The sequence below is a fragment of the Methylocystis borbori genome (assembly GCF_036576025.1).
GTDB classification, from domain to species: Bacteria; Pseudomonadota; Alphaproteobacteria; order Rhizobiales; family Beijerinckiaceae; genus Methylocystis; species Methylocystis borbori.
In genome coordinates this window covers 24,191-48,263 of the sequence record NZ_JAZHYN010000002.1, presented here as the reverse complement: position 1 = coordinate 48,263, position 24,073 = coordinate 24,191, and the positions used below count along the sequence as shown (strand labels likewise).

The window sequence follows — 24,073 nt, the reverse complement described above, 5'->3', positions numbered from 1 at the left end:
CCGTGACTCAGTCAGGGCTTACGGAGCCATCCCGCTCCGCGGAACTGGCGGAACGCCTCCGCAAGGCCTATCTGCGGGCGATCGTCGACGCCATAGAAGTCGACGATAGGGTCATCCGCATCTACGGCTCCAAGGCCAGTCTGGAACGGCCGTTATCGCCGGAGAACAGAAAGGGCGTTCGCGGAGGCCTGATTGTTCGCGGTTTTATAGGCAAATGGCGCGCCGGTCAGGATAAAGATGCGAACATCTACTGCATTGGGATTGCTATCTGATTTCAAGTCGTCGCCGTAGCCGTTCCTTCGGGCATGCATCTGCTCATTGATGGGCCTTGGATATTCGGGCGGCGACCGGCTGCGAGGCTTGGCGACTGCGTCCAGGCGATATGGGAGCCCGCGCCTTACATTTCAGCTTTCAACTCGGCGAACGCCTCGCGCAGATAGGCGATTATGGGACGCTTCCCGTCCTCCTGGCTCCAGGTCTCGATCGCGATGCGCATGGCGCCGATCGCCGTCATCGCGACAAGGCAAAGGACTCTCTGCCGCTTCGGCCGCGGCCATATCTCGCGGAGGGCCTCGAATACAGCCTGTTCCTGCCAATTGACATTTCCACGGACAGGTCTAGCACTTGCAGAGCGCGGACGGAGGATAGAATGCGCATAAATTGCGAAGATTTCTCGCGTCAATTGATCTTGGCTGCCGCAAGCTTTGTCGGAGCTTGCGCGCTCGAAACAACGGCTACGCTGGCTCAAGACATCCCGATGCGGTGGGCCGCCGTGACGGTCGAGTCTCCCAAACAAGCCGACGGCGAACACGCCGGCCACGCGATGCGCCTTCCCAATGGCGTCGTCAGCCTCGACGTCGTCGCCGACGGCGCCAGGCTCCATCTCCTCATCGGCAAACATCAGGATGGACGCGCAAGCCTCTGGCATCAGGTTTCGATCGACGCAGGGCGAAACTGGTCCGAGGCGGTTGAAGTGCAAGGGCCTCCAGGCGCCGGCGCCGTCTTCATGCGCGGCTCGGATGCGCGCATCGTTGCGCACGGCAAGAATCTCATCGCCATCTGGACAAGTAAAGTCGAGGGCAACAAGCATGGCGGCGCAGGGCCGATGGTCGCGTCGCGTTCGACAAACGGCGGAAAAAGCTGGGCGCCGACGCCCGCCCCCGCCGATTGGCCTAAAGGCCCGCACGCCTTCTTCACGCTCGGCGCCGACGCAAAGGCGCTGCACGCCGCCTGGCTCGACAGCCGGGATGGCGAGGTTCCGGTAGAAGGCGCGCAGGCGATGCGTTACGCCTTTTCGCTGGATGGCGGCGTCACCTGGTCGAGAAATTCGACGCTCGACGATGTGACCTGCGCCTGCTGTTGGAACGCCGGACGCGCCGACGAGGCAGGAAATTTCTACGTGCTCTATCGCGACAAGCAGCCCTCCGACATGGCGCTCGGCGTCGTAGACGCGAAGACCAAGCAATGGACTCGGCTCGCGACGGTGGGCGCTTTCGGCTGGGATTTTCCGGGCTGCCCGCATATCGGCGGCGGACTCGCCATTAAATCCAATGGCGGCTCGACCGAAATCCACGCCGTCGTCGGCACACGCAAGAGGGGCGACGCCGGCTTTTATTACGTGAAGTCCGCCGACGGCGGCAGGAGCTGGACGACGCCCTTCAAACTCGGCGACGAAAGCGCCGCACATGGCGACATTGCGCTCAGCAAGGAGGGCCGCCTCGCAGCGGTGTGGGACATGATCGACGCCGAAACGAATGACGGCTCGCTCGCCATTTACGAGGCGCAATCCAACGACGGCGGCGCGCATTGGACCGCGGCGCGGCGTCTTTCGACGCCGAAGGCGTCGGCGTCGCATCCGCGACTCGTGGCGTCCCCTAACGGCTTCGTCGCCTTTTGGACGGAGCAGAGCGAAGGCGCCGACGCGCGGTTGGCCATAACGCGCGTTTATAATCAGAAATTGGGCCAAGCAGGGCGTTGAGCGCCGGACTGACCGCAAACCGCTCGCCCAGGCGCCGGTAAGCCTCTAATACGGCGGTTGGGCGGCGCCTAATTTACGTCGGCGAGGAGCGATTGCCTTCGCGGCTTCGCGCGCAGCGGGGCGCTTTCGGGTAAGTGCGAGTTGCGTCAGCGGAACGACAAAAACGCGCGCGCCAGCGTCGCCTTCGACCGTGAACTGGCACATAATATTCCCGTCGTAGTCATTGTGGAAGACGTTGACGACACGCAATGTCGGCGATGTTGAGCCGATGACTCGCTTCGATTGCAGGTAGCCAAGAAGCGGCCGTCTCGCATGCGCGGATATCGGCAGGCTCCTTCTCAGCCGCTCGAGGAATGAATGCGTTGATTTTTCGCGTTCGATCATGCGCTTCCTTTCGAGAAATGAACTTGTAACGCCGTGAAATCAATTTGACTAAGGTCGGCCGGCTTCGGCGGGTCGCATATGAATCGCGCGCGTTTGCGGCGTCGAGCCGTCCAACATCAATGCGACGAGACGCCGGCGAAGATAATTTCTTAATCAGAAACGATCTTGCCGTAGTCCGCGCATTTCTCATGCCGAAACATTCACCGCCGTGGAACGATCGGGACTCATCGATGTCGCCAGTCCCGTCGCACGACTGTGCTGGCGATTCGTCGGCGCCGCCTGGGACGGCGTCCGACTTCTCTTCTTCACGGCGCAAGACGCTCGGCTCGCTCAGTTAGAACGCAACTCTTACGGTGCCCATCGCATTGAATGGCGCGCCCGGATAGATATTGTATTTTGGCGTGGAGAAGTTGTTGTCTGCGGATTCGAAATATCGAGTGTTGGCGAGGTTGCGCAGATTGAGCTGCGCCGTCACCTCATTGCCCATAACCTTGAACTTGTAGGCGGCCATCGCGTCGAGCCGCACATAGCCGGGCAGCTGGAAGGTGCTCTGATCGTCGCCCTGGCGGTTGCCGACGACGAACACGCCAAACCCAAGACTGAACCCATCGAGCTCGGCAATCTCCTTTATGTCCCACTTCGCCCAGAAGCTGCCCTGATAGCGCGGCACGCCGATCAGGCGGCGCCCCAGCGTGGTGGTCGCGGGGTCCGTGTTATTGTCCTTGGTGACGCGCGCGTCCAGATAGGTGAAGCTGCTAATCAAGCTAAGATTATCGAGAATCTTCCCCGTCGCGTCGAGTTCTATGCCCCGGCTACGCGCTGCGCCGACCAACACGAGCGCGGTCGGATCCAGCGACGTGACGTCCCTCACGGGAATATTCGTCTTAGTGAGGTTGTATAGCGCCAGCGTCGTCAACAGACGTCCCTCGAACCACTCAGCCTTGGCGCCGATTTCGATCTGTTCGCTCTTGCCGGGCGCGAAGGGCCGATTGAATTGATCGACGCCAACCGAGGCGTTGACGTTAGGTCCGAACGCCTGCGTCCAACTTCCGTAGAAACTCGCCCACGGAACGGGCTGAAAGAGGAGTCCGACGCGCGGACTGAAGGCCGAGTCGAAACGCGTGGGCGCAAAGAAAGAGTACTGACGATTGGCGTCAGACAAGGGATTGCCGCCGGCGGCGGGATTGATGATCCAGGGTTGAGTGTAAATGAAAGATTCCGCCAGGTTGCCGGTGGAGCCTCTCGCCTGGCCTTGCCAGAACCAGTCAAAGCGGCCGCCACCCAGAATATGCACTTTCTCGTCAAGAAGCGTGATGTGATCTTGGAAGTAGAGCCCTTCCTGGTTGGAGAGGTTCGCCTGGCGATCATTCAGGAAGCGGGGCCTGTCATACACGCTTTGCCAGTTATAAAAGGCTGTAGGGATCCAGTTGTAGACATTGCTGGTCCACGGATAGAACATATTGACGGTGAACAAGGGATTCGTCGGAAAAAAACGCCCCTGATTGCCGTATATCGAGTGGACGCGCTGATAGTCGAATCCGAGCAGCGTGTCGTGGTGGGCGCCAAGAAAATCAAAATGCCCGAGCAGATCGAAATTGGTTCCGTAGACGTCCGAGTCATTCTGCTGGCTGAAGGGAATTTTCAGGACATTGCCGATCGCGTCGACGCCTGCATGACTGGAGTAGGCGTCGTCATGATGCAGGAACGCCGCCAGGAACCGCTGCTTGAACGTGAACGCGTCGTTGAAGCGGTGCGTGAACTCCGATCCGGCAAAGACATTGCGGTTATTGGATAGCGGCACGTAAGGCCCTTCAAAGTTGCGTGAAACCGGAACGTCGGCCGGCCGAGAGGTGTTGAAGGGATTAATGGTCAGACCGAGATTGGGCCGATAATCCTGATTGTAATACTCCACGTCCGCCACGAGGGTCGTATCCTCATCCGGGCGCCAGGCGACGCTCGGATTGAGATGCACACGCTCGGCATGGCTGAAATCAACAAATCCGCCAGTGTTCAAATAGCCGCCGGAGAATCGATAGAAGAGAGATTTGTCGTCGGTCAACGAGTCGGCCGAATCCCATTCGGTGAAATAGTCATTATACTTGCCGATCCGCTGCTGGACCATGTTGATCCGATTGACGACGGGACGCTTCGTTATCAAGTTGATCAACCCGCCAGGATCGCTGCGTCCGTAGAGCATCGCGTCCGGCCCTTTCATCACTTCGATTCTCTCGATGTTCGACGTGCCGAAATCAGTAAAGTTGGTCGGCGACACCGCCAACAGACCGTTTCGGAAGATTCGCGGCGTGAGGAAGCCGCGAATGCGGGTGAAGGACGCGTTGCCGCCCTGCGTCTGCGCCGTTTGCACGCCGCTGACATTTTCCAGCGCGCCTTTAATGTCGGTTACGCTCTGATCCTGAATGACTTCGCCTGGCACCACCTTCACGGATGCGGGAAGCTGGATCATGGGAATGGCCATCTTCGTCGCGGTTGAGGTGGTCTTGACGACATAGCTGTCCTGCCGGCGTGGAATCCCGAGAAGCGGCTGAGGCGCAACAGCCTGGGATGGCGACGGTTGCGAGGCGACGCCTTGCGATCCGCCCGGCGAAACCCGCGGGCGCTGGGGTTTGCCTGTGGCGCGCGCCCCGATATCGATCGTGGGCAGGTTTTGTTGCGCTTCGGCCACGGACGACAAGCATATGATGGCGACTGCGCCGGCGGAAACGCCGCGCAATAGAGTGTTGATGGACATGAGAATCCCCTACGCGGCGCGAACCGCATTCCTGATTTGATCTGAGAGTAGCGCAGCCCGCCTCGAGGAGGCGATCAGGTCAGGGAGACACGGGAGGGGCGCGGGAGGACCAACTGCTGACCCATCCCAAGACGGGAGGAAAGAATCCCCTATCAGCAAAATAGGCGACGGATAGGTTGGCTTCGGGAGCGAAATAATATCCCGCGATGTATAAGTCTGCGATGAGGAAAGCTAACGCGTCGCGCCCTGCCGCCGCGCAGGTTATGCAGCATTGAGCATGAGCGCGGCGCGGATGCGCGGGGGCTTCCTCGCCTGCCCGCGCATTACAGTTGGCGGCGTCTGCGGACGATATCAGGCTGCTTCCAACCGCCTCAAACTCTCGAGATTCGATCGCCGCGCGTGGACCGGCCGCTACCAAGAGGGCGATGGCGGCGATCTGCAGACAAAGGGTGAGAAGACGATAGGGGGATAATCGCGCTAAGGACCAAAGATCACTCCTGTAGGAAAAAATCTTCGACGCATGAAAGCCAATGCGGGCGCCGAATTGAATCGAAAAGCCGACAGCCGCCGCGCGCGGATCGGATTTTCTAAATTCGGCAGGCGGATGATTCCAGCGCATTGACCGTCCCAAATCGAAGTCTTCCGGAAGCGACGATTTCTCGGCACATTTGATACGCCCGTCACCTTGCAGCAGCCTGTCAATGCACTTGATGCTGGCAATTACAGCCGGTTGTGACATTTTAGCCACAACCAACCAGGCTCCCTCAGCGGGTGGCCAGCATGTAGCGCGCCGCAATGGAAACGGTCGAACTCGCGCGGGGAACGGTCAAGGTCAACGCCGTCTCCATGCGCTTCTCCATCGCCTAACGGATCTCGCGCGGACCCTGGACTCGAAGCGCTCGGCGCCACACGGAGCATAGCTGATGAAGATCCTGCTGATCGAGGATGAGAAGGAGATGGCGCGTCTGGTGGCGTCTCTAATCGCGCACTCTGGTTTCAAAATCGACGTCGTCACGACAATCGCCGATGCGTTCCTCGCAATTCGCGAAGGAGCGTATGATTTACTTCTCTTGGACAGAAGATTGCCCGATGGCGACGGGGCGTCCATCTTGAAAACGGCGAGACAGCTGCATCCCGGCATTCGAGTCATTATGTTGACGGCGTTGGATGCGTTGAGCGACAAAATATCCGGGCTGAACGCCGGGGCCGATGATTACTTGACGAAGCCTTTTCAGGGCGAAGAGCTCATCGCGCGCATCCGCGCCTGTTTCCGCCGGCCCGGCGGAGAGATTCGGCCGCCCATTGTCGTCGGCGCGCTGTCTTACGATCTGCAGACGGATGACGTAACGGTCGATGGCTCGATCATTCACTTGTCTCGTCGAGAATTGATGCTGCTACGGACGCTCGTGCAAAGAGTGAGCAGGGTAACGTCGCGAGAATCGTTGCTCATGGAGATTTATGGCAGCGAAGACGACGTGCGCGATACGGCGCTTGAAACGATCGTTTCCAGACTTCGCCGGAGAATGTCGGAACTCGGCGCTGGCGTGGAAATTCATACCGTTCGCGGGCGAGGCTATTTGCTCTCGGAGAAGGGATTATGAAATCACTGCCTCTCGCGCCACGCGTTGTCGGATATCTTATAATCGCTCAGCTGTTTGCCTTTTTTTGTGGGTGGATCATTTCGACCGCGCTATCGATGGTGGGAATCGGCGTTTTTCCTTCGTCATGGGATTCGCTCGCGATTTCACGCGCGCAGCGGCAGGCGATCGCGTCACTCGCCGCGGACGAGGACGGAAATGCCCGCATTGTACCTACGCAAGAACTTCTAGCCGAGATTCGTCGCGCGCCCCAAATGCGCATCGCCGTGTTTGACAAATTTAAGCAGGCGCTGCCCGGATCAGACCCTAAGCTGCTTTCCATTCTCACCCCCGTTGTCGGCATCAGTCCAACACATGTTCATTTTGCGCTTCCCGAGGATGATAGTTTTGCGCCCGAGGGCTTCATGGCGCCGATGCAGACGCCATTCGGACGACTGCACGTCGCGGTGCATGGGCAAAAGTTTCAATGGAACGACCTGATCGACGCCTGGGCGTTCGATATCAAGGTGCTTGCCGCCTATTTTGCAATGGCCATTGTGCTTTCTACCGCGACTGCGTGGTTCGCCGTGCGAAACGGGCTCTTGCCCCTGCGGCAAGTTGCTCATGAAGCATCCCTCATCGATATGGATACTCTGGGCAACCGGTTAACATTGAGCGTCGTCCCCACCGAGGCGATGCCGCTTGTTGGCGCGATAAATCACGCGCTCGACAGGTTAGATATCGGGACGAAAAGGCAGCGACTTTTTACGGCCAACGCCGCTCATGAATTGCGGACGCCCGTCGCCATCCTAGCGGCGCGCCTTGACGCGCCACGAGAAGCGAATTTTGAATTCCAACTTAAGCGAGATGTTTGGCGGATATCCCATATCATTCACCAACTGCTCGCCGAAGCGCGTGCGGAGGAACAAACTCTCCCTCTAGATGAGGTTGTCGATATCGCCGCATTGGCGCGGGCGATGGTCGATGACGCCGCGCTGCTCGCAATTCGTGATGGTCGTGAAATTGAGTACTTGGGTCCCTCCGGCGCCGTGTTGGTTCGCGGCAACAAGGGCGCGATCGAGGCGGTTATCGCCAACCTTATCGACAACGCTCTTCGTGCTGAGCCCGCTGGCGGCACAGTGGCGATTCGAATTGACGATCACGCGACGATCGAGGTTATAGATCACGGCGTCGGCGTCGCAGAAGATGATCGGCGAACAATTTTCGAGCCGTTCTGGCGCAAGAGCGAAGGTACGTCAGGCGCGGGGCTTGGCTTAGCAATTGCCAAGGAGCTCGTTACCAAGCTGAAGGGAAAAATATGGGTTGATGATACGCCCGGCGGAGGCGCGACTTTCAAGATGTCGCTTCCGCGTGTCGTTGTATGAGGCGTCCTGGTTATCGACGGCGACCGCCATATCTGGGTCGAGGCGCCGTCGATCAGACCGGCCGATCAATGACGGCGGCTACGAGGCCTCGACGCTTCGTCAAGCGCAGTTGCGGACTACGAGCGTTTTCTCGACGAAAGCGCAGAATGTGTTTCGGCGCGCGCGCCCCCCTGCGCCGCTCCCGGCCACACGCCAGCTCCGTCCGGGACCTTTTCCCAGTCGAAGCGGGCCAAACTATCCCCAAAGAGCCATTTGTCGAAAGAGCCATTGTATGACAGACCTATTTCAATCACATAAGAGTTCGCATCTTTATCCTGACCGGCGCGCCATTTCGCAACCAAATTGGGAACGCCGATTTCTGGCCTCACGCGGCGGCCTACGCATCGGGAAGAAGACAGAGCGGCGATCAGCCAGGTTTGAGAGAATTCGATCGCGCGTTCGAATTCGCAAAAATTTCGCATGCATTCACTCCGCCGGCGCATGCTGCGCCGGCGCCGGCTGAACATGCGCCGCCAGCGCCGCCCGCTTCTTCCACCAAATGTAAATCCCCGTGACGGAAAGCATGGCGACGACGAACCCGACCGCACAGACGAAGATCTTGTAAGGTAGCCCGAACACATTCGCAGTGTGCAGCGCCCGGGTGGTGAGCGTATTGCCGCTTTTTCAGCCCGTCGGCATGCTCAGCGTCACGAGTTGGCCTGTATATGCGTCTAAAGAGAATTGAGGTGGAGCTGCGCCTGCTCGCGATATCGCGATTGGACCGGACGCGATATTCATAGAGCCCCTTGTCTCTTAGAAAATAAAGCTGGACTAGCCGCTCTATGGAAAAATCCTGCGCGCCAGCTTGCGCCGCCATCAGCTTCGCCCCCGTAGCATTGGCTTCCTCCCATTCGAGCGGCTTACTCCCGTTAGCGCGCGTAGGTCAGAATTGCAGACATCTATTTACGCGTGCGATAAAGCTAGGGCTCGGCATCCCCGTTCGATCGAAAGACGCTCATGGCAAATTCGCGCAATCCCGGATATCCGCTCTATCTGAGGCTGGCCAGATTCTTACTGGGGCTGGCGAACGCCGGTCTGCTCGCGGCGCTTGCGATTATCCTCATCCCGCTTGTCACGCCTTATTTCAAGAATGCGGCGTCATATCCTTGGATTGAATACATAGAAGTCTTGGACGGACGGATGATCCGGTGGGTAAAGTCGATCGCGCCCACCAATTTCAAGGGCTATGAGCTGGCGCGCTGGTTTCTGGTCGGGGGGATTATCATCGGGCGTATGTGGGTCGACAGCTTGCAGCGCAAGGTCGTGACGGCGATCTATCGGGCGACGATGCAGCGCGACTTCGATGCGCTTCAATCCGCCACCCCCGCCGGGGCCGACGCTCGATTGCTTGCGCCGGTCAAGGAAAAGATGAAGGCGATGGACGCCCGCAACGCCAAGAGCCGGGCGGAGTTGCTGAAGGTCATGGCGGCGGCCAAGCGCGAGTTGGAGTCGATGGGCCGCGACCTCGCCTTCCTATCCATAGACGTCGTCGACTCCACCAAGATGAAGCTCGGCGAGGATAAGACCTTCATCGAACACGATTTCCGTGAATATAAGGATCTCGTCGACAACAAGCTTCGCAGCAACGGCTCGTTGAAGGCGGCATGGACGCCGGATGGGGTCATGGCCTGCTTTCCGACGATCGACGCCGCGCTGAAAGCCGCCAAGGACGTGATAAGCGGTCTCGCGGCGTTCAACGCGAATGTGAAAATGATCAGATCAAATTTCACGGTCCGTTGCGGCGTCAACGCCGGGCATGTCTATTACGACGAGCAGACGCCGATGGAGGAAATGAGCGACCGCGTCATTGATATCGCCGGCCATATGCAGAAATATGCGCTGCCGGGCACGATCGCCTGCGCCAAGCAGATCATCGAGCCGGTGGAGCAGCGCGGAGGCTTCAGCGATGCCGGCAAGGTGGTTGACGGCTACGAGGTCTACCAATGGACCTCGGCAAGCTATCAAGACGACCACGCGGCTTCTTAAAGCGGCGGTGGCAAAAGCGCGCTTATTTTCGGGGGGCGGAAAAGATCCCTTGCCGCGGCTTCCACACCCAAAAGAGCGAAGCGGCGGCTAGGACGCTAGCGCCGTTAGCATAGCCCCTTTGCGCTTGTTCGAGCTGAACAGCTCCGCAGGCGCACCCTTATCGTCAGCTTGACGAAGTTCGATTAAATTGCGGTCGTAAGATTGTTAGAGGAGGCCATCCCTAACGGAGTTAATATGAGACGGGCCGTTTTTTTAAGATGTCTTGCCTCAGCATCTATCTCATTGGCCAGCGCCTCGGCTGGGGCTGCGTCAAGTGATGAATCGGCGTCGACGCATCCGCTAGCGACTGGGAAAGCGCCAATCGCCACTCTGGCGGCGAAGCCAACGACGATCAATGCGGGTCAATCGGCGACCTTGGCGTTTTCCGCCGCCAACGCCGACTTCTGCGTAGGTTCAAGCCATCCGCGCGATCCTGGCTTTACGGTTCATGAGTTTTCGGGAAACGTCGTCGTGCGGCCGGCCCGAACGACGACTTATACGATAAAATGCAAGAACGCCGCGGCGTCCACGTCGCGGCGCGCGGTCGTGACGGTAACGTCCGACCCTATCGTTCTTTCCGATGTTTTTGACAGCGCAGTTCCTCACGCCCCTGAAACCGGCGTCGAAGAAGGACAGCTTCTCGCTCACAATTGGAAGTCCATTTATCACGGCTATGGGAGGAACGCCGTCGTCCGCCAGTTCGACGGGCTTGCATTGTCTATAAAGCCGAAGGAGTCGAGTTCGGCGAGCGAAACGCACGCCGGTCTGATCGGCGGGCCGTTTCCTGCTTGGCCGGTTGAGACTCAGGGCAATTTCACCATCGAGGCGGCGCTTCACACCGAGAAGCAATTGCGTCTGCAAGACGCCCCAAATCCCTGGGAAGTGGCTTGGCTATTGTGGGACTATGTCGACGATAAGCATTTCTATTACTTCGTCCCCAAGCCGAACGGCTGGGAGCTTGGCAAAGGAGACCCTGCCTATCCCGGCGATCAGCGCTTCCTGGCGGCGGGACGCCATCCAACATATCCAATCGGAAATCGATATGTCGTCAAAATTGTCCAGGCCGCTTCTCCAACGTCAACGACGCTTACCGTATTCGTCGACGGCGTTCTGTTGACGACCTTCACGGATCACGAAAGGCCTTATTCGAGCGGGCTTGTCGGATTCTATTCAGAAGACGCGTTAGTTTATTTTCATTCGATTGTCGTGACGAGCCCGCGCGCCGCCGGGCCGTGAATTGGCGACGCGCCGCCTGCGCGTTGGGGCTCGCGCCCACGACGCGCCGGGACGGTCGCCAGACGGACTTGCGTCGCGTTAAAAGGACACGCCGATCGTCGTGTTGAGACCGCCTTGGCGCCGGCTCTCCCCGAAGGGGAACAGATAGCCAATTTGAACAGAAAGAATGCCGTCATAGGCGCGATAATAGTCTCCGCCGAGCCATGCGCGCGCGACCAACGCCGGTCCTACCCCAAAGCCAAACTGGCGGGCGTCCGCGCTGTCATATGTCCCCATTCCCATGGCGGCGGCCCCCAGCACCGTGCGGCTGTTCGCATCCCAGTAGGAGTAGCCGAGCAACCCCACCGCGTTATTGAGATACCGGCGTTCGCCGACCCTGTAGCTGCCGTATGTCGCGATGCTCACCAAGGGTTGCCATTTCGTCTCATGGGGATAGTTCAGCATCGCCGGCTCCAGCGCGCCTGCAGCGCCTGCGCTTCCGGCGCTTGAGTAGGCGAATCCGCCATAGCCATAGCCCCATGACAAGGCGAGCTGATTATAGGGCGCGTTGTTCGTGAAATGGTGCTGCCATTCGGCGCTGACCGAGAAATTGACGCCGTCGATGGGACGAAGGCGCAAACCGAGCCGCGAATAGGCCTCCCTGAAGCGCGTTTGGTCCTGAGACCAAAATCCGCCCACCAAACATTCGAGCCCATAAAAGGACGGTAGATGGCGGCCGTCGAACCGGAGCGTCGTTTCGAAGCTCGGCTGCACCTGATACCCGCCCCAGCGTTTCGGCCGATCGGCCATGCCGTTGAACACCACATTCGTACGAACGCTCGCATCCGCTTCGACAATCTGTGTTCTAATCACCTCTCGATCACGGGCGGGACGCTCCCTGAGCGACGGATCGCTGGACCAACGGTCGATCGCTTCCCTAAAAAAGAGCGCTTCTTTCGAACGGTCCACATAGACGCTCGCATAGCCGGCGTTGAGCAATACTTCGCCGCGCCGTTCGACCGCGAGACTGCTTTCGTAAGCCGAAACGGCGGATGTATATTCCTTTTGACGCGCATAGAACTGGCCGAGCGTCGACCATCCGTCCGCATAATTGGGATGACTCTGCGCGAAGTTGACGAGCTCGTCCCGCGCGCGAGTCACGTCCCCCGCTTTCTCATAGGCGAGGGCTCTCGCAGCGGCGAGCTCATGTTCTACCGCCACCTTTTGCGCGGGAGGCAAATCGCCGCGTTCGAGCGCCTTCACAAAATCCGCATAGGCGCCGTCATTGTCTTCGAGCCCCTTACGAAGAAAGCCCCGCTGCGCATAGGCCTCGCCGCTCGCCTTGCCGCGCCCGATGAGCGCGTTCGATTTCTTCAGCGCCTCATCCTTGCGCCCAAGGCCAGCAAGCGCGGCGATCGTTACGCGAAAGACGGCTTCGTTCGCATGGGCGAAAGACTCGGCGGCAAGTCCATACCGTAATGCGGTTCCCCAATCCCGCGCGGCCAGCGCCTTAAAAGCCTTCTCAGCGACGAGCGTGTAGCGCGCTTCCTCCAGCGCCCGCGCGACGGTGACTTTCTGATCGGCCGGCAGACCATTTTTCAACGCCTGCTCGAAATCCGCCGCCGCGCCGCTCACATCTCCGGTCTGACGACGGATAAAGCCGCGCTGCGCAAGAACCTCGGGGCTTTGCGGGACGGATGCAAGGTAGCGGTTCGCTTCCGCCAGAGCGTCAGACTTGCGTCCCTGCCGCAGCAGCGCGCTCAAGAGGAGGAGAACCGGCTCCTCGGCTTTCGGATCAAGGCCATGCGCCTCTCGCGCCGCGCGCACGGCCGCATCCAGCCGCCCCAGCTTTAGCGCGTCATAACCGCTGTTGAGCGCCTGTTCCAAAGGCGTCGCCTCCGCCCCGGCGAATCGACCGCCTGACTCGCTCGCGCGCTTCGCTTCCGCAAGCGCGAGCTTTATTCTCTTCTCCTGCGGGGGCTCGAGACCAGGTTGAGCGAGCGCGGCGTTGAAATCCTCAATGGCGCCGCGCAAATCGCCCGTCGCGCGCCGGCTGTAACCGCGCTGCGCCAGCAGCGTCGAACTTGGCGCATTGTCCTTAATGTATAAATCCGCTTCTTTTACTGCTTGCTGGGCCTTTCGCGAGCTGTTCAACGCCGCCATCAGCGCGAGCAGCGGGGGCTCGGCTTTTGGATATTTAGCGCGAACGTCGCGCGCCGCCTGCGCTGCGCGCCGGTAGTCGCGTTCTTCGATCGCTTTGTAGACCTCCGCAAGTTCGGCCTGCGCAATGGCGTCCTGTTCGGCCTTGCTGGCTTCCGCGAGGGCGTTGTTCAGTTGTAGCTTTTCGTTCGGCTGAATATCCGGCGCGGCGAGCGCGGCTTCGAAATCCGCCTCGGCCCCTTTGATGTCCTTCATCGCGCGGCGCAGATAGGCGCGTTGGGCGAGGAGACGTCCGCTCGGCTTATTTTGCGAGGCGTAAAGATTGAGTTCGGCGAGAGCGGCCTCCATGCGGCCCAGCCGGCTGTTGGCGTCGGCGATGAGTCGGACAGGGGCTTCCGCCTTGGGATCCAATTCCCGGGCCGCTTGCGCTTTCTTTATGGCCTCATTCAACCGAGTTTCGTCGATGTCTTTGTAAGCCGCGTCCATCTGAAGATCGAACAGGGCGACGTCGATCGCGGCGACTTGCTCCTTGGTCAGCGCGCCGCTTTGCCGCGCGCTGCGGAGATCGGCCTCCGCGCCGGCGACGTCCAAGAGCCGCTTTCGCAAATGGCCGCGCTGAGCGATCAGCGTCATGGAATGCTTGTGGGAGGCGACAAAGCCGTCGATGACCTCAACCGCCTCGGCAGGCCGCCCTAATTTGCTCAGAATGTCCGCCAGCAGGCGCACCGGCATCTCATAATCAGGCGCAAGATTTCGCGCGCGTCGCGCATATTTGAGTGCGCCTTCGGAATCGCCCTTGGCGAGACGCGCAAAGGCGAATGCGAGGTCTTGGTATCCCGGCGTTCCCGGCGGCGGCTCCTCACGGACCGCGTCGGTGTCTTCAGCGAGCGCATTCATTCGCGTCGGGAACGTAAACGCCAACGCCAAAAAGAGAATCGTCGCGCAAGGTCGGCGAATAACGCGCCCCACGATCATGCTCCATCTGTTTTTGTGAGAAGCCGAAATTCGGATAGCCGAATTTTCGAACGCGCCATCACATGAATCAGGGGCGATACACTTGCTTATAGTTAATCAATAATTACGATTCGAGCAAAATTTCGGCAGGGGGCGGTTTGAATTCTTGGAAAATCCCCGACGGCGGCTGCGAGCTTTAATGCTTGCGGCGTCCGGGCGGCGCATCAACCCGCCTTCCCGCGAAAAAATGGATTGCCGCCTCAACTTCGGCCCCGCGGGTGACGGGGATTTTTATCGTCGTCGCTCGATAGAGAAGGCCAAGGTCGGCGCGCAAGGATTATTCGCTTAGTTGGGCGTGGCCCACCATATTGGCGTTACGGTCGCGCAGGCTCAGCAACTCCCCGGGCGCCAGACCCTCGTCAATCAGGACCGCAATAAGAGCGCCAAGAATGTTAGCGAGTTCTTGGCCCCGCGTTATTGAGTCCTCGCCGAAAGCATCATTGCTACAGTCGATGATAATTTCCAACTGCATAGAGATGGCCTCTTAATTCGCTTTCGGGAAGATAACACCCTTATATTCAATATGATGCCGTAATGTGTCAAGTATTTACAAAGCCCAAGCTGACCCCTTGCCAAAATATCGCAGCAAGGACGCATGCCCTTCAGTGCGGACGCCGACGGAGTTTTCGATCCCAGCGCATTCATTTGCTCCGCTTGGGTGGCCGCCAGCGCGTTCGCATCGGAAATGCTCTGAAAATTAGGCTGTTCATATGAATTTGCCGGCGCTGCGACTAGCGCGGCGTGACTTCTGGCATGCGACAAGATGTATAAGATCAATCTATAGACAATCTTCCCGGTTCAGCGATCTTATCTCTACTCCTCCAGCCACTCGCCCCATAATCAGTTTCAACTGCTGCTAAAAAACCAAGCAGAACGCTGACTTAGGCCCATCGTCCGTCTAAAACTTAGCTAAACTGATAATGAAACAAACCAGGAGAAGAGAACGCCATGAGAGTCATGTTGTTGTTAGTTGTCTTATTTTCGCTAATTTCGGTCGCTGGATTCATTGGCGGCCTGTTTTTCGGCGCAAGTGGCGCCACTATTGTCATAGTGTTGGGGCTGTTTCTCTCATTCGTCGGCATTTCTGTCTTGATAGGACGCTAGTTCCTTACCGAATTATGGTTAGATCATGACGAAATTGTTAATGGACTCTTATAAACTACTCACTTATAGGTCCAGTTCGCTTTTCTAAGGATAGCCTGAATGAATGACCTGAGGAGCCAACAGCAAAGTAATAATAAAACTAAATCAAAAACTTGCTGTCTATGTATTGTGGGAACGCGTCCCGAAGCCATCAAAATGGGACCGGTCATTTCCGAGCTCAATCGTTCGGATTGGGCCTTTCCCTACGTGATGACGACCGGCCAGCATGCTGACGTCGTGGAAGGAACTCTAAAAGACTTTGGAGCCACCCCTTCGCGTCGGCTCGATCTCGAACGTCGAAACGGTTCGCTTAACGAGCTCTTCGGCAAGGTGATCGCGGAGATGGATAGCGTTATCGACGAGATCCGGCCCGCCTGCGTCATTGCTCAGGGCGACACGACCTCGGTTGCGGTGGTGTCGCTCGCCGCGTTTCACAAGAACGTGCCCTTCATGCATATTGAGGCGGGGCTTCGGACGGGAAAACTCAACGATCCTTATCCGGAAGAACTCAACAGGCGAATCGCGGGGTTGACTGCATCCATGCATTTCGCGCCCACGAGCGCCTCGTTTAATAATCTCTTGCGCGAAGGCGTCGATCGCCAGAACTGTCTCGTCACGGGCAATACCGGCATTGACGCGCTGCTGCAGACCGCCGCGCGCCAATTGCCCGCGCCGAAGGGATTCCCGAACTTGCCTCGCGTCATTCTGGCGACGGCGCACAGGCGAGAAAGCTTCGGCGCGCCCATCGAAAACGCGCTAAGAGGCATGAGGGAGGCGATCGACCGGCATGATGACCTTGGGATGTTTTTCGTCACGCATCCTAATCCACGGGCCCACGAGCCAGCGCGTCGGATTCTCGATGGCCATCCGCGGATCGTGGTGACGGATGCGATCGACTATGCCGATATGGTCGAGGCCCTGAAGAGATGCTGGATCGTCGTGACGGACAGCGGCGGTCTCCAGGAGGAAGCGCCCGCTCTGGGCAAGCCCGTGCTGGTGCTGCGGAATACAACCGAGCGGCCGGAGGCGGTTCGCGCCGGAGCGGTGCGCGTCATCGGCACGAACTCCGCGTCGGTGTCGAAGGCGATCTCGCAGCTCTGCGACGATCCGGAGCTTTACGCACGCATGTCCATCCCGGTTTTTCCCTATGGCGATGGCCAGGCGGCGCAGCGGATCGTCGCAGCGATACGCGCAAGATTGGCGCCCTCGCTTTCAACTTTGGCCACTGTCTAGGCGGCTTTAGCGCTTAGCTTTCCCGGCTTGAGCGGCAAGACGTGCAAGAACGTCCGACACGCGCTCATTCGAACAATGTCGAAGAATTTAAGGACGACAGATGTATGACCTGACGGACGCCACTGTCGCCTATGTCGACGCGCTGGTGGGAGGGTTCTTTGTTTTTAGCATCGCCATTATTCTTTACAGCCTCGACGACGTCTTCGTGGATGTCGCCTATTGGATCATGCGATTTTCGGGAACGTTCCGAACCGAAGAATCCAGGTTTTCTGAACTGACGCGGCTTCAAGGGCCGTTACGCCCTCTCGCGGTCATGGTGCCGGCCTGGCGCGAAGAGGCTGTCATTTATGAGATGTTGAGCACGAACGCAGTCCATTCGGCAACGACGGTCTTTTTTGTCGGCGCCTATCCGAATGATCAGGCGACTCAGCAGGAAGCGCTCAGGGCGGCGGCGGAACGCCCGCAAAACATTCATCTTGTGGTCGGCCCCCATAACGGGCCGACGACAAAGGCCGACTGTCTCAATGCGATCATCGCGGAAATCGGCGAATATGAAAAAGCTTCAAACATCAAGTTTGAGGGCTATGTGTTGCACGACGCCGAGGATGTGATTCATCCCTTGGAGTCCGCGTTGTTTAGCGGGCTGGTCGGCCAGTTCGATTTTATCCAGATCCCCGTGTACTCCTTTAGCCGCTCGCTCCTTCAAATGACGGCGGGCACTTATATGGATGAATTCGCGGAATTTCATAATAAGGATCTGTTGGTCCGACAACGTCTCACGGGCGTCGTTCCATGCGCTGGCGTAGCGGCCTGCTTCAGCAGGCGAGCGATCGAAGCCTTGAAATCCCGCCGTCGAGGCGAAGTGTTCGATCCGATTGCGTTGACGGAGGACTATGACGTCGCTTTCGCGATCAACGCGCTTGGCCTGAAGTCCGCCTTCATACTCAATAAGGCTCCCTACACGTTGGATATTCCGCGCGGGAGCGATGAGTTGCAGCGGATCGATCGGCCGCTCGCGATCGCCGCGAGAGAAAATTTCCCCAGCGACTACCGCGCCGCCTATCGCCAGCGCGCCCGCTGGCTTCTGGGCATCGGTTTTCAGGGCTCGTCCAAGCTCGGCTGGGGAACGACTCTTTTCGAGAAAATCTTCTTTCTCCGCGATCGCAAGGGCATCCTGTCCGGAATCATCGCCGTCATCGCTTATTTTCTCGTTTTCAATGCTGTCGCGATCATTATTCTCGGAAAATTGAGCGAAGAATGGCTCATCGCCGGCTATGCGATGCTCAATCCTACCTTAAGGCTGCTGTTCCTGATCAACATGATTTTGCTCGTCAATCGGCTCGCACAGCGAATGATCTTTACGACCTCGATCTATGGATTGGGGCAAGGATTGATGGCGGCGCCGAGAATCGTTTTCTCGAATTTCATTAATTTTTCTGCGGCGTTGCGCGCGCTCTACATTTTCATTTGGCGCCATAAGATGCGTCGGGCGCCGTTGAGCTGGGACAAAACCAGCCACACTATTCCCGGCCATAAAGCATCTGGGGCGTAAGCCCCCGGCGCAGCTTGTCCGGTTTTTTGGTCTTGGCTTCGTCGGCCGCTCTCGCGCGCGCCGACGAGGCGAGCGCCGCGCCCCTCGGCTTGCTTCAGTTTTTCGGGACGAAGAGATATAGACAATTTAATGATTTCGGAAATTCAGATTCTCCCATTCCGCGCAATCTGACGGTTTTGAGTCGTCGCGCAGAAAGGAAAAGTCCCCTCATGACCGTGTGCCTCGTCAATCTCGCGGAGCCGGAGCGTGGAGGAAGCGACGCTCCGCTTTTTGAGAAATTCAGACATACGTCATTCAATTCTGGAAATATTTGTTTTATGCAAGGTCTAAGGAGCACCGTTGTTGTTGGAAAGGAAATTAATTATTGGGACGACGTCGCGCATGAAAGCAATACAATATTGCTGTCTCTTGCGAACTTTCTGCGTCCGGGCGTCAATGTGGAGTTCGAGGCCGCACAGCTTCTGAAATCAGGCTCGAAACACATTGTGCTCGTTGGCGCGGGCGCTCAGGCGGACACCTACCACGAGTTTTTTTGTTTTACGGACAGTCTGAAGAGGTTTCTTTCGCTCATCCTTGATCGAAGCGCTTCAATCGGCGTTCGCGGGCAATTTACCGCCGAACTTCTAGCGCGCAACGGATTCAAACGCGCCCATGTCATTGGCTGTCCGTCGGCGTTCGTCAACGGCGCGGAACCTGCCGCATTTTCAAACGATACAATTGAAAAAGTGGCGGTCTCGGCGACGCCGATCCGTCGGCATAGGGCGCTGACCAAAAAACTATTCGAAATTGGGATTAAGCGCCAAGCGAAGTATTTCTTACAAGGAGAAATGGATCTCGTAACTTTTCGCGATCCGTCCGTCGGCAGAAGCGCCTTGCTTGAGGACCGCGAACGGACTCTCCTGCTCAATACGCCGCAGGGGCGCACGGTTGAAGAAACGCGCGCCTGGGTAAAGGGTCATGCGGAGATACACCTCTCCTACGAAGCATGGCGGCAGGCGTTGCAATCGGCGGATCTTTTGGTCGGCTCCCGGATTCACGGCGCCATTATGGCGTTAAACAGCGGCGTTCGCGCCGCTCTCGCGTCATGCGACGCCCGGACGAGCGAATTGGCCGCCTTTCTCAATATCCCCTGCATTTCGCCGGCGGAGCTCGATCAGATCGCGGCTGGAGTTTTCTCTACGGATTATTATCCTTCGAATTATCTCGCGACATATGCGGACCGGCTGGATAATTACCTAGTTTTTCTCAAGCAGAATGAGCTTCCCTGTCGGATTGCAAATCAATCAACGGCGCTCCGCGTCGCTGAAGCTCTCCCCCCGCTACAAGCCGAGGTCGAAATCGGGGCTGCCGCTTATGAACGCGAATATCAACAAATTCGACGGGATGCGCGGGATCTCCCCAATTATGATAGGACCGCAGCTGAGACGTTTATCGCCGCTTCTCATAACTCAATGACGATCAATATCGACACATCGGCGCAAGCGCCGTCGATGCAGCGATCCGACGCGCTCGCCCCCTCCGATTCCCGCTACGCTTTTCCAGATGCGCCACCCCTTAAATCGCCGGGCGCGCTAGAAGCAGAAATCCAAACGCTCGTCGCCCGCATGAGTGAATGCGTTCAACAATATATTCTTGCAACGGGTGACAATCCCTACTTCATGCTGCCTCAAATTCCGATGGATATCCCGGAGGAAAAACTCCGGGATGCGAAGATGCATACGTCCAGGATGACGATGATGATGCAATTAGGCGGCGCCGCCGGATTGGAGATCCGCCCTCACCCCGAAACGCCGACTCTCACGCTGTTGGATTTGAACGACGCGCTTTCTCTTGTTTACGCCGGGGAGAATGTATCGTGCTTGGCTAAATATGCCGTTGATAACGGCTTAGCCTCAAACCGGCTGACGCTTTTGGAAGGCGTTTGGATGAACGACTTGGCTACAATGAAACCGCTCGCCTTCGACTGGATTTTTTTTGAATCTCCGTCGTCGCGCGACGAAACGATGCAGCTTCTCCAACTCAGCAAGCGCATCTTAAAACAAGGCGGCCAGATCGTGCTGGGAAATTATACGCCATGGTCGCTGTTTGAGGCTCGGCCTTATGGAGTCGTGCAGGCAGTCAATGAGTTTCTCAATTTGCACGATTATAGCGTGTCGCATTTCGTGCTGCAGCGATTTGGCTATTCGACGATCGTTTTGAAACGCGACGCCTGAAAAAGGCGTGCGGGATTCCAGCGCGGGAGCGCGCGGCCGCCGACTCCTCGGAGCAGCAAAAAAGCGGCTCAAATGCGCGTCGGCGCATTCGGTCTATTCCGCCCAAATGCAGCGTGATCTAGCGCATCATTTGGCGTTGGACCTGCCGGCAGGGAGCAGAGACTTGGGAAGAGAGTGTCCCGCCGCGGACGCGACTGGCAGGGGCGCTGATGTCGTCGTCGTCGCCGGTTCGGGCCTCAGCCCAGGTCCGGACTGTCCAGAGGCCGTCGGGATCCGCGCGGGCTCATATCGGCCAGCCGCCGATTTGACCGGAACGGGCGCGGATTTTCCTGACGCGCCCGAAGATGGCGTGAGGCCGGCTCTGTTCGCGTCAGGAGACGCCATTGACGCGCCGACCCGATTGACGACCGCCATTGGAGCGACGGTCATCGGGGGCGCTCCCTGCGCGCAAAGCGGGGCGGAACACCCGAGCGACGTCGCCACGACGCCGAGAAGTTTCACTAAGGTTTGAGAGATGTCGCGCATCCGCTCCTCCTTTCAGTTTTTCAAAACCGGCGCCGATTGGCCCATTGCGCCGTAACGCGCAGGCCGCCTTTCAGGGAGGCGCCATCCTCAGTGGCGTTGACTTCGAATAAAGACGTATGACGAATAAAGAACAAGCGCGCGTCGCCGCGGCGTTACGACACTATTTTTTTAAAAATCTGCGTTAGCCTCGGCTCGCCGCCGTATGCTAACCATATTAAACTTGGTCAGGTCGGCGCAACCTTAATCGGATTCGAGATTTAGGCAAGATATTGAGACGGGACTGCTCGCAACGATAGCATCGGCGAGCGTATGAGCGGGTTTGGAGGTCAAAATGTTTCATTCGCTTTGGCGTTTCTTGGTTGCAATGTGCGCGATCGCGCAGGGCGCTTTCGCGTTAATCGGCATCTTTGGAGCGGCGCCGGCGGCGATGGCGCAATCATCGGCTCTCTCGGGGAAGACGGCCGGCGCGACGAGCGCCTCGCAATTGCTGACGATCGCGCAAAATAAAGGCTATGTCCGCGTCATCGTTATGTTCGAGTCCCCCGTGCCTCCCACCGCGATCCAGGGAGATCCGACGAGCATTGCGAACATCAAATCGCAAGTCGCCGCGGCGAGGAGCGCGATCCTCTCATCTCATTTCGGCGACGCAGAAAACCCTACCGCACGCGGATTTCCCCGCGGTCTTACGACTTTCCCGATCACGGCCGGCTTCGCGATCAACGTGACGGCGCAAGAACTGGAGGCGTTGGGAGCCGATTCGCGCGTGCTGACTATCCAGCATGATCGGCTGGAGGCGCCGTCGCTGAACGAGAGCGTGCCTCTCATCGGCATGCCGGCGGCCTATGCCGCTGGCGCGCTTGGAAACAACCAAACGGTCGCCGTAATCGACACGGGGGTGAAATCCGCGCATGAGTTCCTCAGCGGCAAGGTAGTCGCGGAGGCCTGTTTCTCAAACGCTAACGGCGGCGGCGGCGGCCTCACGCTCTGCCCGAATGGCGGCAATTCCCAAACCGGAGCCGGCTCCGCGGATCCGAATGCGACGAATTGCAACACGACCGCCGGAGCGACCGCCTTCAATCTCTGCTATCATGGAACTCATGTGGCCGGCATCGCGGCTGGTTTTAACACCGCTCTCTCCGGAACCGAACCGCCGAACGGCGTCGCCAAGGCTTCGAAGGTTCTCGCCATACAGGTCTTTACGCGTTTCAACGACGCTGGATCCTGTAGCCCGTCATCGCCGCCATGCGTGCTGTCATATACCTCCGATCAGGTCAGCGCGCTCAACTATATCTTTTCCAATTTGAGCCCAGGCGGCTTTCCGGTCGCGTCGGTCAACATAAGCATTGGCGGCGGATTATATTCATCGGCGTGCGACAATGATTCGCGTAAGGGCATTATCGACAGTCTGCGAAGCGTCGGCGTCCTGACGGCGATTGCGTCCGGCAATAATGGCTCGAAGTCCCAGGTCAACGCTCCGGGCTGCATATCGACCGCAGTGACGGTCGGTTCGACGACCAAGACTGACGTCATTTCCTCCTTTTCCAATATGTCGAGCCTCGTCGACGTAGTGGCGCCCGGCGGCGAATCGGGCGGACAATGCATCGATATAGGCTCCACTTACATCGTCGGACCCGTCGTCCTCAACAACGGGTCGACAAACGCCTATGGGTGTCTGATCGGCACGTCGATGGCGACGCCGCATGTCGCCGGCGCGATTGCGGCGATCAAGTCGCGTTATCCGGGCGCGACGGCCGCGCAGATCGAAACCGCTCTCGTCAACACCGGCCTGTCGATCTCCGACACGCGTCCCGGAGGCACCGTCAGCAAGCCGCGCATTCGCGTGGATCGCGAGGCGCAACAGGCATGGTGGACGTGGGGCGTCGCTGGGACCGGCGATTTCAACCACGACGGAAAATCCGACATATTGTGGCGCGGCGCGGATGGCTCGGTCGCGATGTGGCTGATGATAGGTGGCGCGGTCAGTTCGGGCTTCACCATCGGAGTCGTGCCCACGGCATGGAGCGTCGTGGGCGTTGGCGATTTCAACGCAGATGGAACAAGCGACATTCTTTGGCGCAATTCCGATGGAACCGCATCTATCTGGCAGATGAACGGCGCCAATCCCGGCGCGATCCTCTCGGCGGGGAACATTGGCGTGGCGTCCAGCGGGTGGAGCGTCGTCGGCGTCGGAAAATTCTTCGGGACAAACAGCAAAGCCGACATTCTCTGGCGCAACGTCAATGGGACGGTCGCGATCTGGCGGATGAACGGGCTCGCCATCCAGTCCGCTTCCACGGTCGGGGTCGCGTCCACGGATTGGAGCGTGGCTGGGGTTGGCGACTTCAACGGGGATGGAACAAGCGACATTCTGTGGCGCAATATGGATGGCGCGACGGCGATGTGGCTATTAAACAACGGGGCCTTCGCCTCGGGCGGAACGATCGGCGTGGTGCCGTCCTCTTGGACCGTCGCCGCCGTGCGCGACTTCAGCGGCGAAGGCCGAGCGGATATTTTTTGGCGCAATACGAACGGGACGGCAGCGACCTGGTTGATGAACGGCGGGACCATCACTTCGGCGGTCACGGTCGGGAGCGCGCCCATCGCCTGGAACGTCGTCGGCAATGGCTCGTTTGACGGCGTCAGCGGCGATATTCTCTGGCGCAATACGGATGGCAGCGCGTCGATCTGGTTCATGAATAACGCCGGCGGCTTCGGAAGCAGCGCCAATCTGGGGGTTATTCAATAAAGATCGTTCCGCGACGCCGACGAGCGCCCTGCTCCCGTCGGCGTCGGCGGAAAGAGACTTTCATCTCCACGGGGGCGAGCTATCGTTCGACGACACGCCAAGTCCGGTTTTTGCACTGCCCCGGCGCAGACTGTC

At 58.5% G+C, this 24,073-nt stretch carries 16 protein-coding genes; 10 read left to right on the top strand and 6 right to left on the bottom strand.

Translation table 11 applies throughout. The features are described from left to right. The first annotated feature begins 2 nt into the window (after positions 1-2). Together V3H18_RS01065 and V3H18_RS01060 are read left to right on the top strand one after the other, a co-directional pair. Positions 3-272, top strand: coding sequence for a hypothetical protein (locus V3H18_RS01065; protein WP_332080021.1), 270 nt, complete (start codon positions 3-5; stop codon positions 270-272). Positions 273-757: 485 nt separating this feature from the next. Beyond that, positions 758-1,978, top strand: coding sequence for a sialidase family protein (locus V3H18_RS01060; RefSeq protein WP_332080020.1), 1,221 nt, complete (start codon positions 758-760; stop codon positions 1,976-1,978). A gap of 45 nt (positions 1,979-2,023) precedes the next feature. Here the strand turns inward: V3H18_RS01060 and V3H18_RS01055 are convergent, their stop codons facing one another. The 3 genes from V3H18_RS01055 to V3H18_RS01045 form a co-directional block, all read right to left on the bottom strand. Further along, positions 2,024-2,362: a hypothetical protein gene (locus V3H18_RS01055; RefSeq protein WP_332080019.1), complete on the bottom strand. Its 339-nt coding sequence runs from the start codon at positions 2,360-2,362 to the stop codon at positions 2,024-2,026. Positions 2,363-2,696: 334 nt separating this feature from the next. Then, entirely contained in the window at positions 2,697-5,111 is a 2,415-nt protein-coding gene (locus V3H18_RS01050) for a TonB-dependent siderophore receptor (protein ID WP_332080018.1), read from the bottom strand. A 79-nt stretch (positions 5,112-5,190) separates the two neighbouring features. After that, positions 5,191-5,865 (bottom strand): hypothetical protein, encoded by a 675-nt coding sequence (locus tag V3H18_RS01045; RefSeq protein WP_332080017.1) that lies wholly within the window; start codon positions 5,863-5,865, stop codon positions 5,191-5,193. Positions 5,866-6,034: 169 nt separating this feature from the next. Between V3H18_RS01045 and V3H18_RS01040 the strand changes: the two genes are divergently transcribed. Further along, positions 6,035-6,712, top strand: coding sequence for a response regulator transcription factor (locus V3H18_RS01040; RefSeq protein ID WP_332080016.1), 678 nt, complete (start codon positions 6,035-6,037; stop codon positions 6,710-6,712). Continuing rightward, positions 6,709-8,073, top strand: coding sequence for a sensor histidine kinase (locus V3H18_RS01035; protein WP_332080015.1), 1,365 nt, complete (start codon positions 6,709-6,711; stop codon positions 8,071-8,073). Before V3H18_RS01040 ends, V3H18_RS01035 begins: the two co-directional genes overlap by 4 nt. Before the next feature lie 116 nt (positions 8,074-8,189). On the opposite strand, the gene V3H18_RS01030 is transcribed toward V3H18_RS01035, so the two are convergent. Both V3H18_RS01030 and V3H18_RS01025 read right to left on the bottom strand, forming a co-directional pair. Further along, positions 8,190-8,534, bottom strand: a complete 345-nt coding sequence (locus tag V3H18_RS01030; RefSeq protein ID WP_332080014.1) for a hypothetical protein — start codon at positions 8,532-8,534, stop codon at positions 8,190-8,192. 4 nt (positions 8,535-8,538) lie between these two features. Then, positions 8,539-8,691 (bottom strand): PepSY domain-containing protein, encoded by a 153-nt coding sequence (locus V3H18_RS01025; RefSeq protein WP_332080013.1) that lies wholly within the window; start codon positions 8,689-8,691, stop codon positions 8,539-8,541. Positions 8,692-9,069: 378 nt separating this feature from the next. On the opposite strand from V3H18_RS01025, the gene V3H18_RS01020 reads away from it, so the two are divergent. After that, positions 9,070-10,098, top strand: coding sequence for a guanylate cyclase (locus V3H18_RS01020; protein ID WP_332080012.1), 1,029 nt, complete (start codon positions 9,070-9,072; stop codon positions 10,096-10,098). A 234-nt stretch (positions 10,099-10,332) separates the two neighbouring features. Then, entirely contained in the window at positions 10,333-11,373 is a 1,041-nt protein-coding gene (locus V3H18_RS01015) for a hypothetical protein (protein WP_332080011.1), read from the top strand. Positions 11,374-11,451: 78 nt separating this feature from the next. Here the strand turns inward: V3H18_RS01015 and V3H18_RS01010 are convergent, their stop codons facing one another. Beyond that, positions 11,452-14,409, bottom strand: coding sequence for a tetratricopeptide repeat protein (locus V3H18_RS01010; RefSeq protein ID WP_332080010.1), 2,958 nt, complete (start codon positions 14,407-14,409; stop codon positions 11,452-11,454). Positions 14,410-15,729: 1,320 nt separating this feature from the next. Between V3H18_RS01010 and wecB the strand changes: the two genes are divergently transcribed. The 4 genes from wecB to V3H18_RS00990 all read left to right on the top strand — a co-directional run bounded on the left by wecB (position 15,730) and on the right by V3H18_RS00990 (position 23,938). Further along, positions 15,730-16,902: a non-hydrolyzing UDP-N-acetylglucosamine 2-epimerase gene (wecB, locus tag V3H18_RS01005; protein ID WP_332080009.1), complete on the top strand. Its 1,173-nt coding sequence runs from the start codon at positions 15,730-15,732 to the stop codon at positions 16,900-16,902. A gap of 100 nt (positions 16,903-17,002) precedes the next feature. Beyond that, positions 17,003-18,454 carry a glycosyl transferase family protein gene (locus V3H18_RS01000; protein ID WP_332080008.1) on the top strand — a complete coding sequence of 484 codons (1,452 nt, stop codon included), beginning with the start codon at positions 17,003-17,005 and terminating at the stop codon, positions 18,452-18,454. Between the two features lie 209 nt (positions 18,455-18,663). Continuing rightward, entirely contained in the window at positions 18,664-20,667 is a 2,004-nt protein-coding gene (locus V3H18_RS00995) for a polysaccharide pyruvyl transferase family protein (protein WP_332080007.1), read from the top strand. An 856-nt stretch (positions 20,668-21,523) separates the two neighbouring features. Continuing rightward, positions 21,524-23,938, top strand: coding sequence for a S8 family serine peptidase (locus V3H18_RS00990; RefSeq protein ID WP_332080006.1), 2,415 nt, complete (start codon positions 21,524-21,526; stop codon positions 23,936-23,938). The last annotated feature ends 135 nt before the right edge of the window (positions 23,939-24,073 follow it).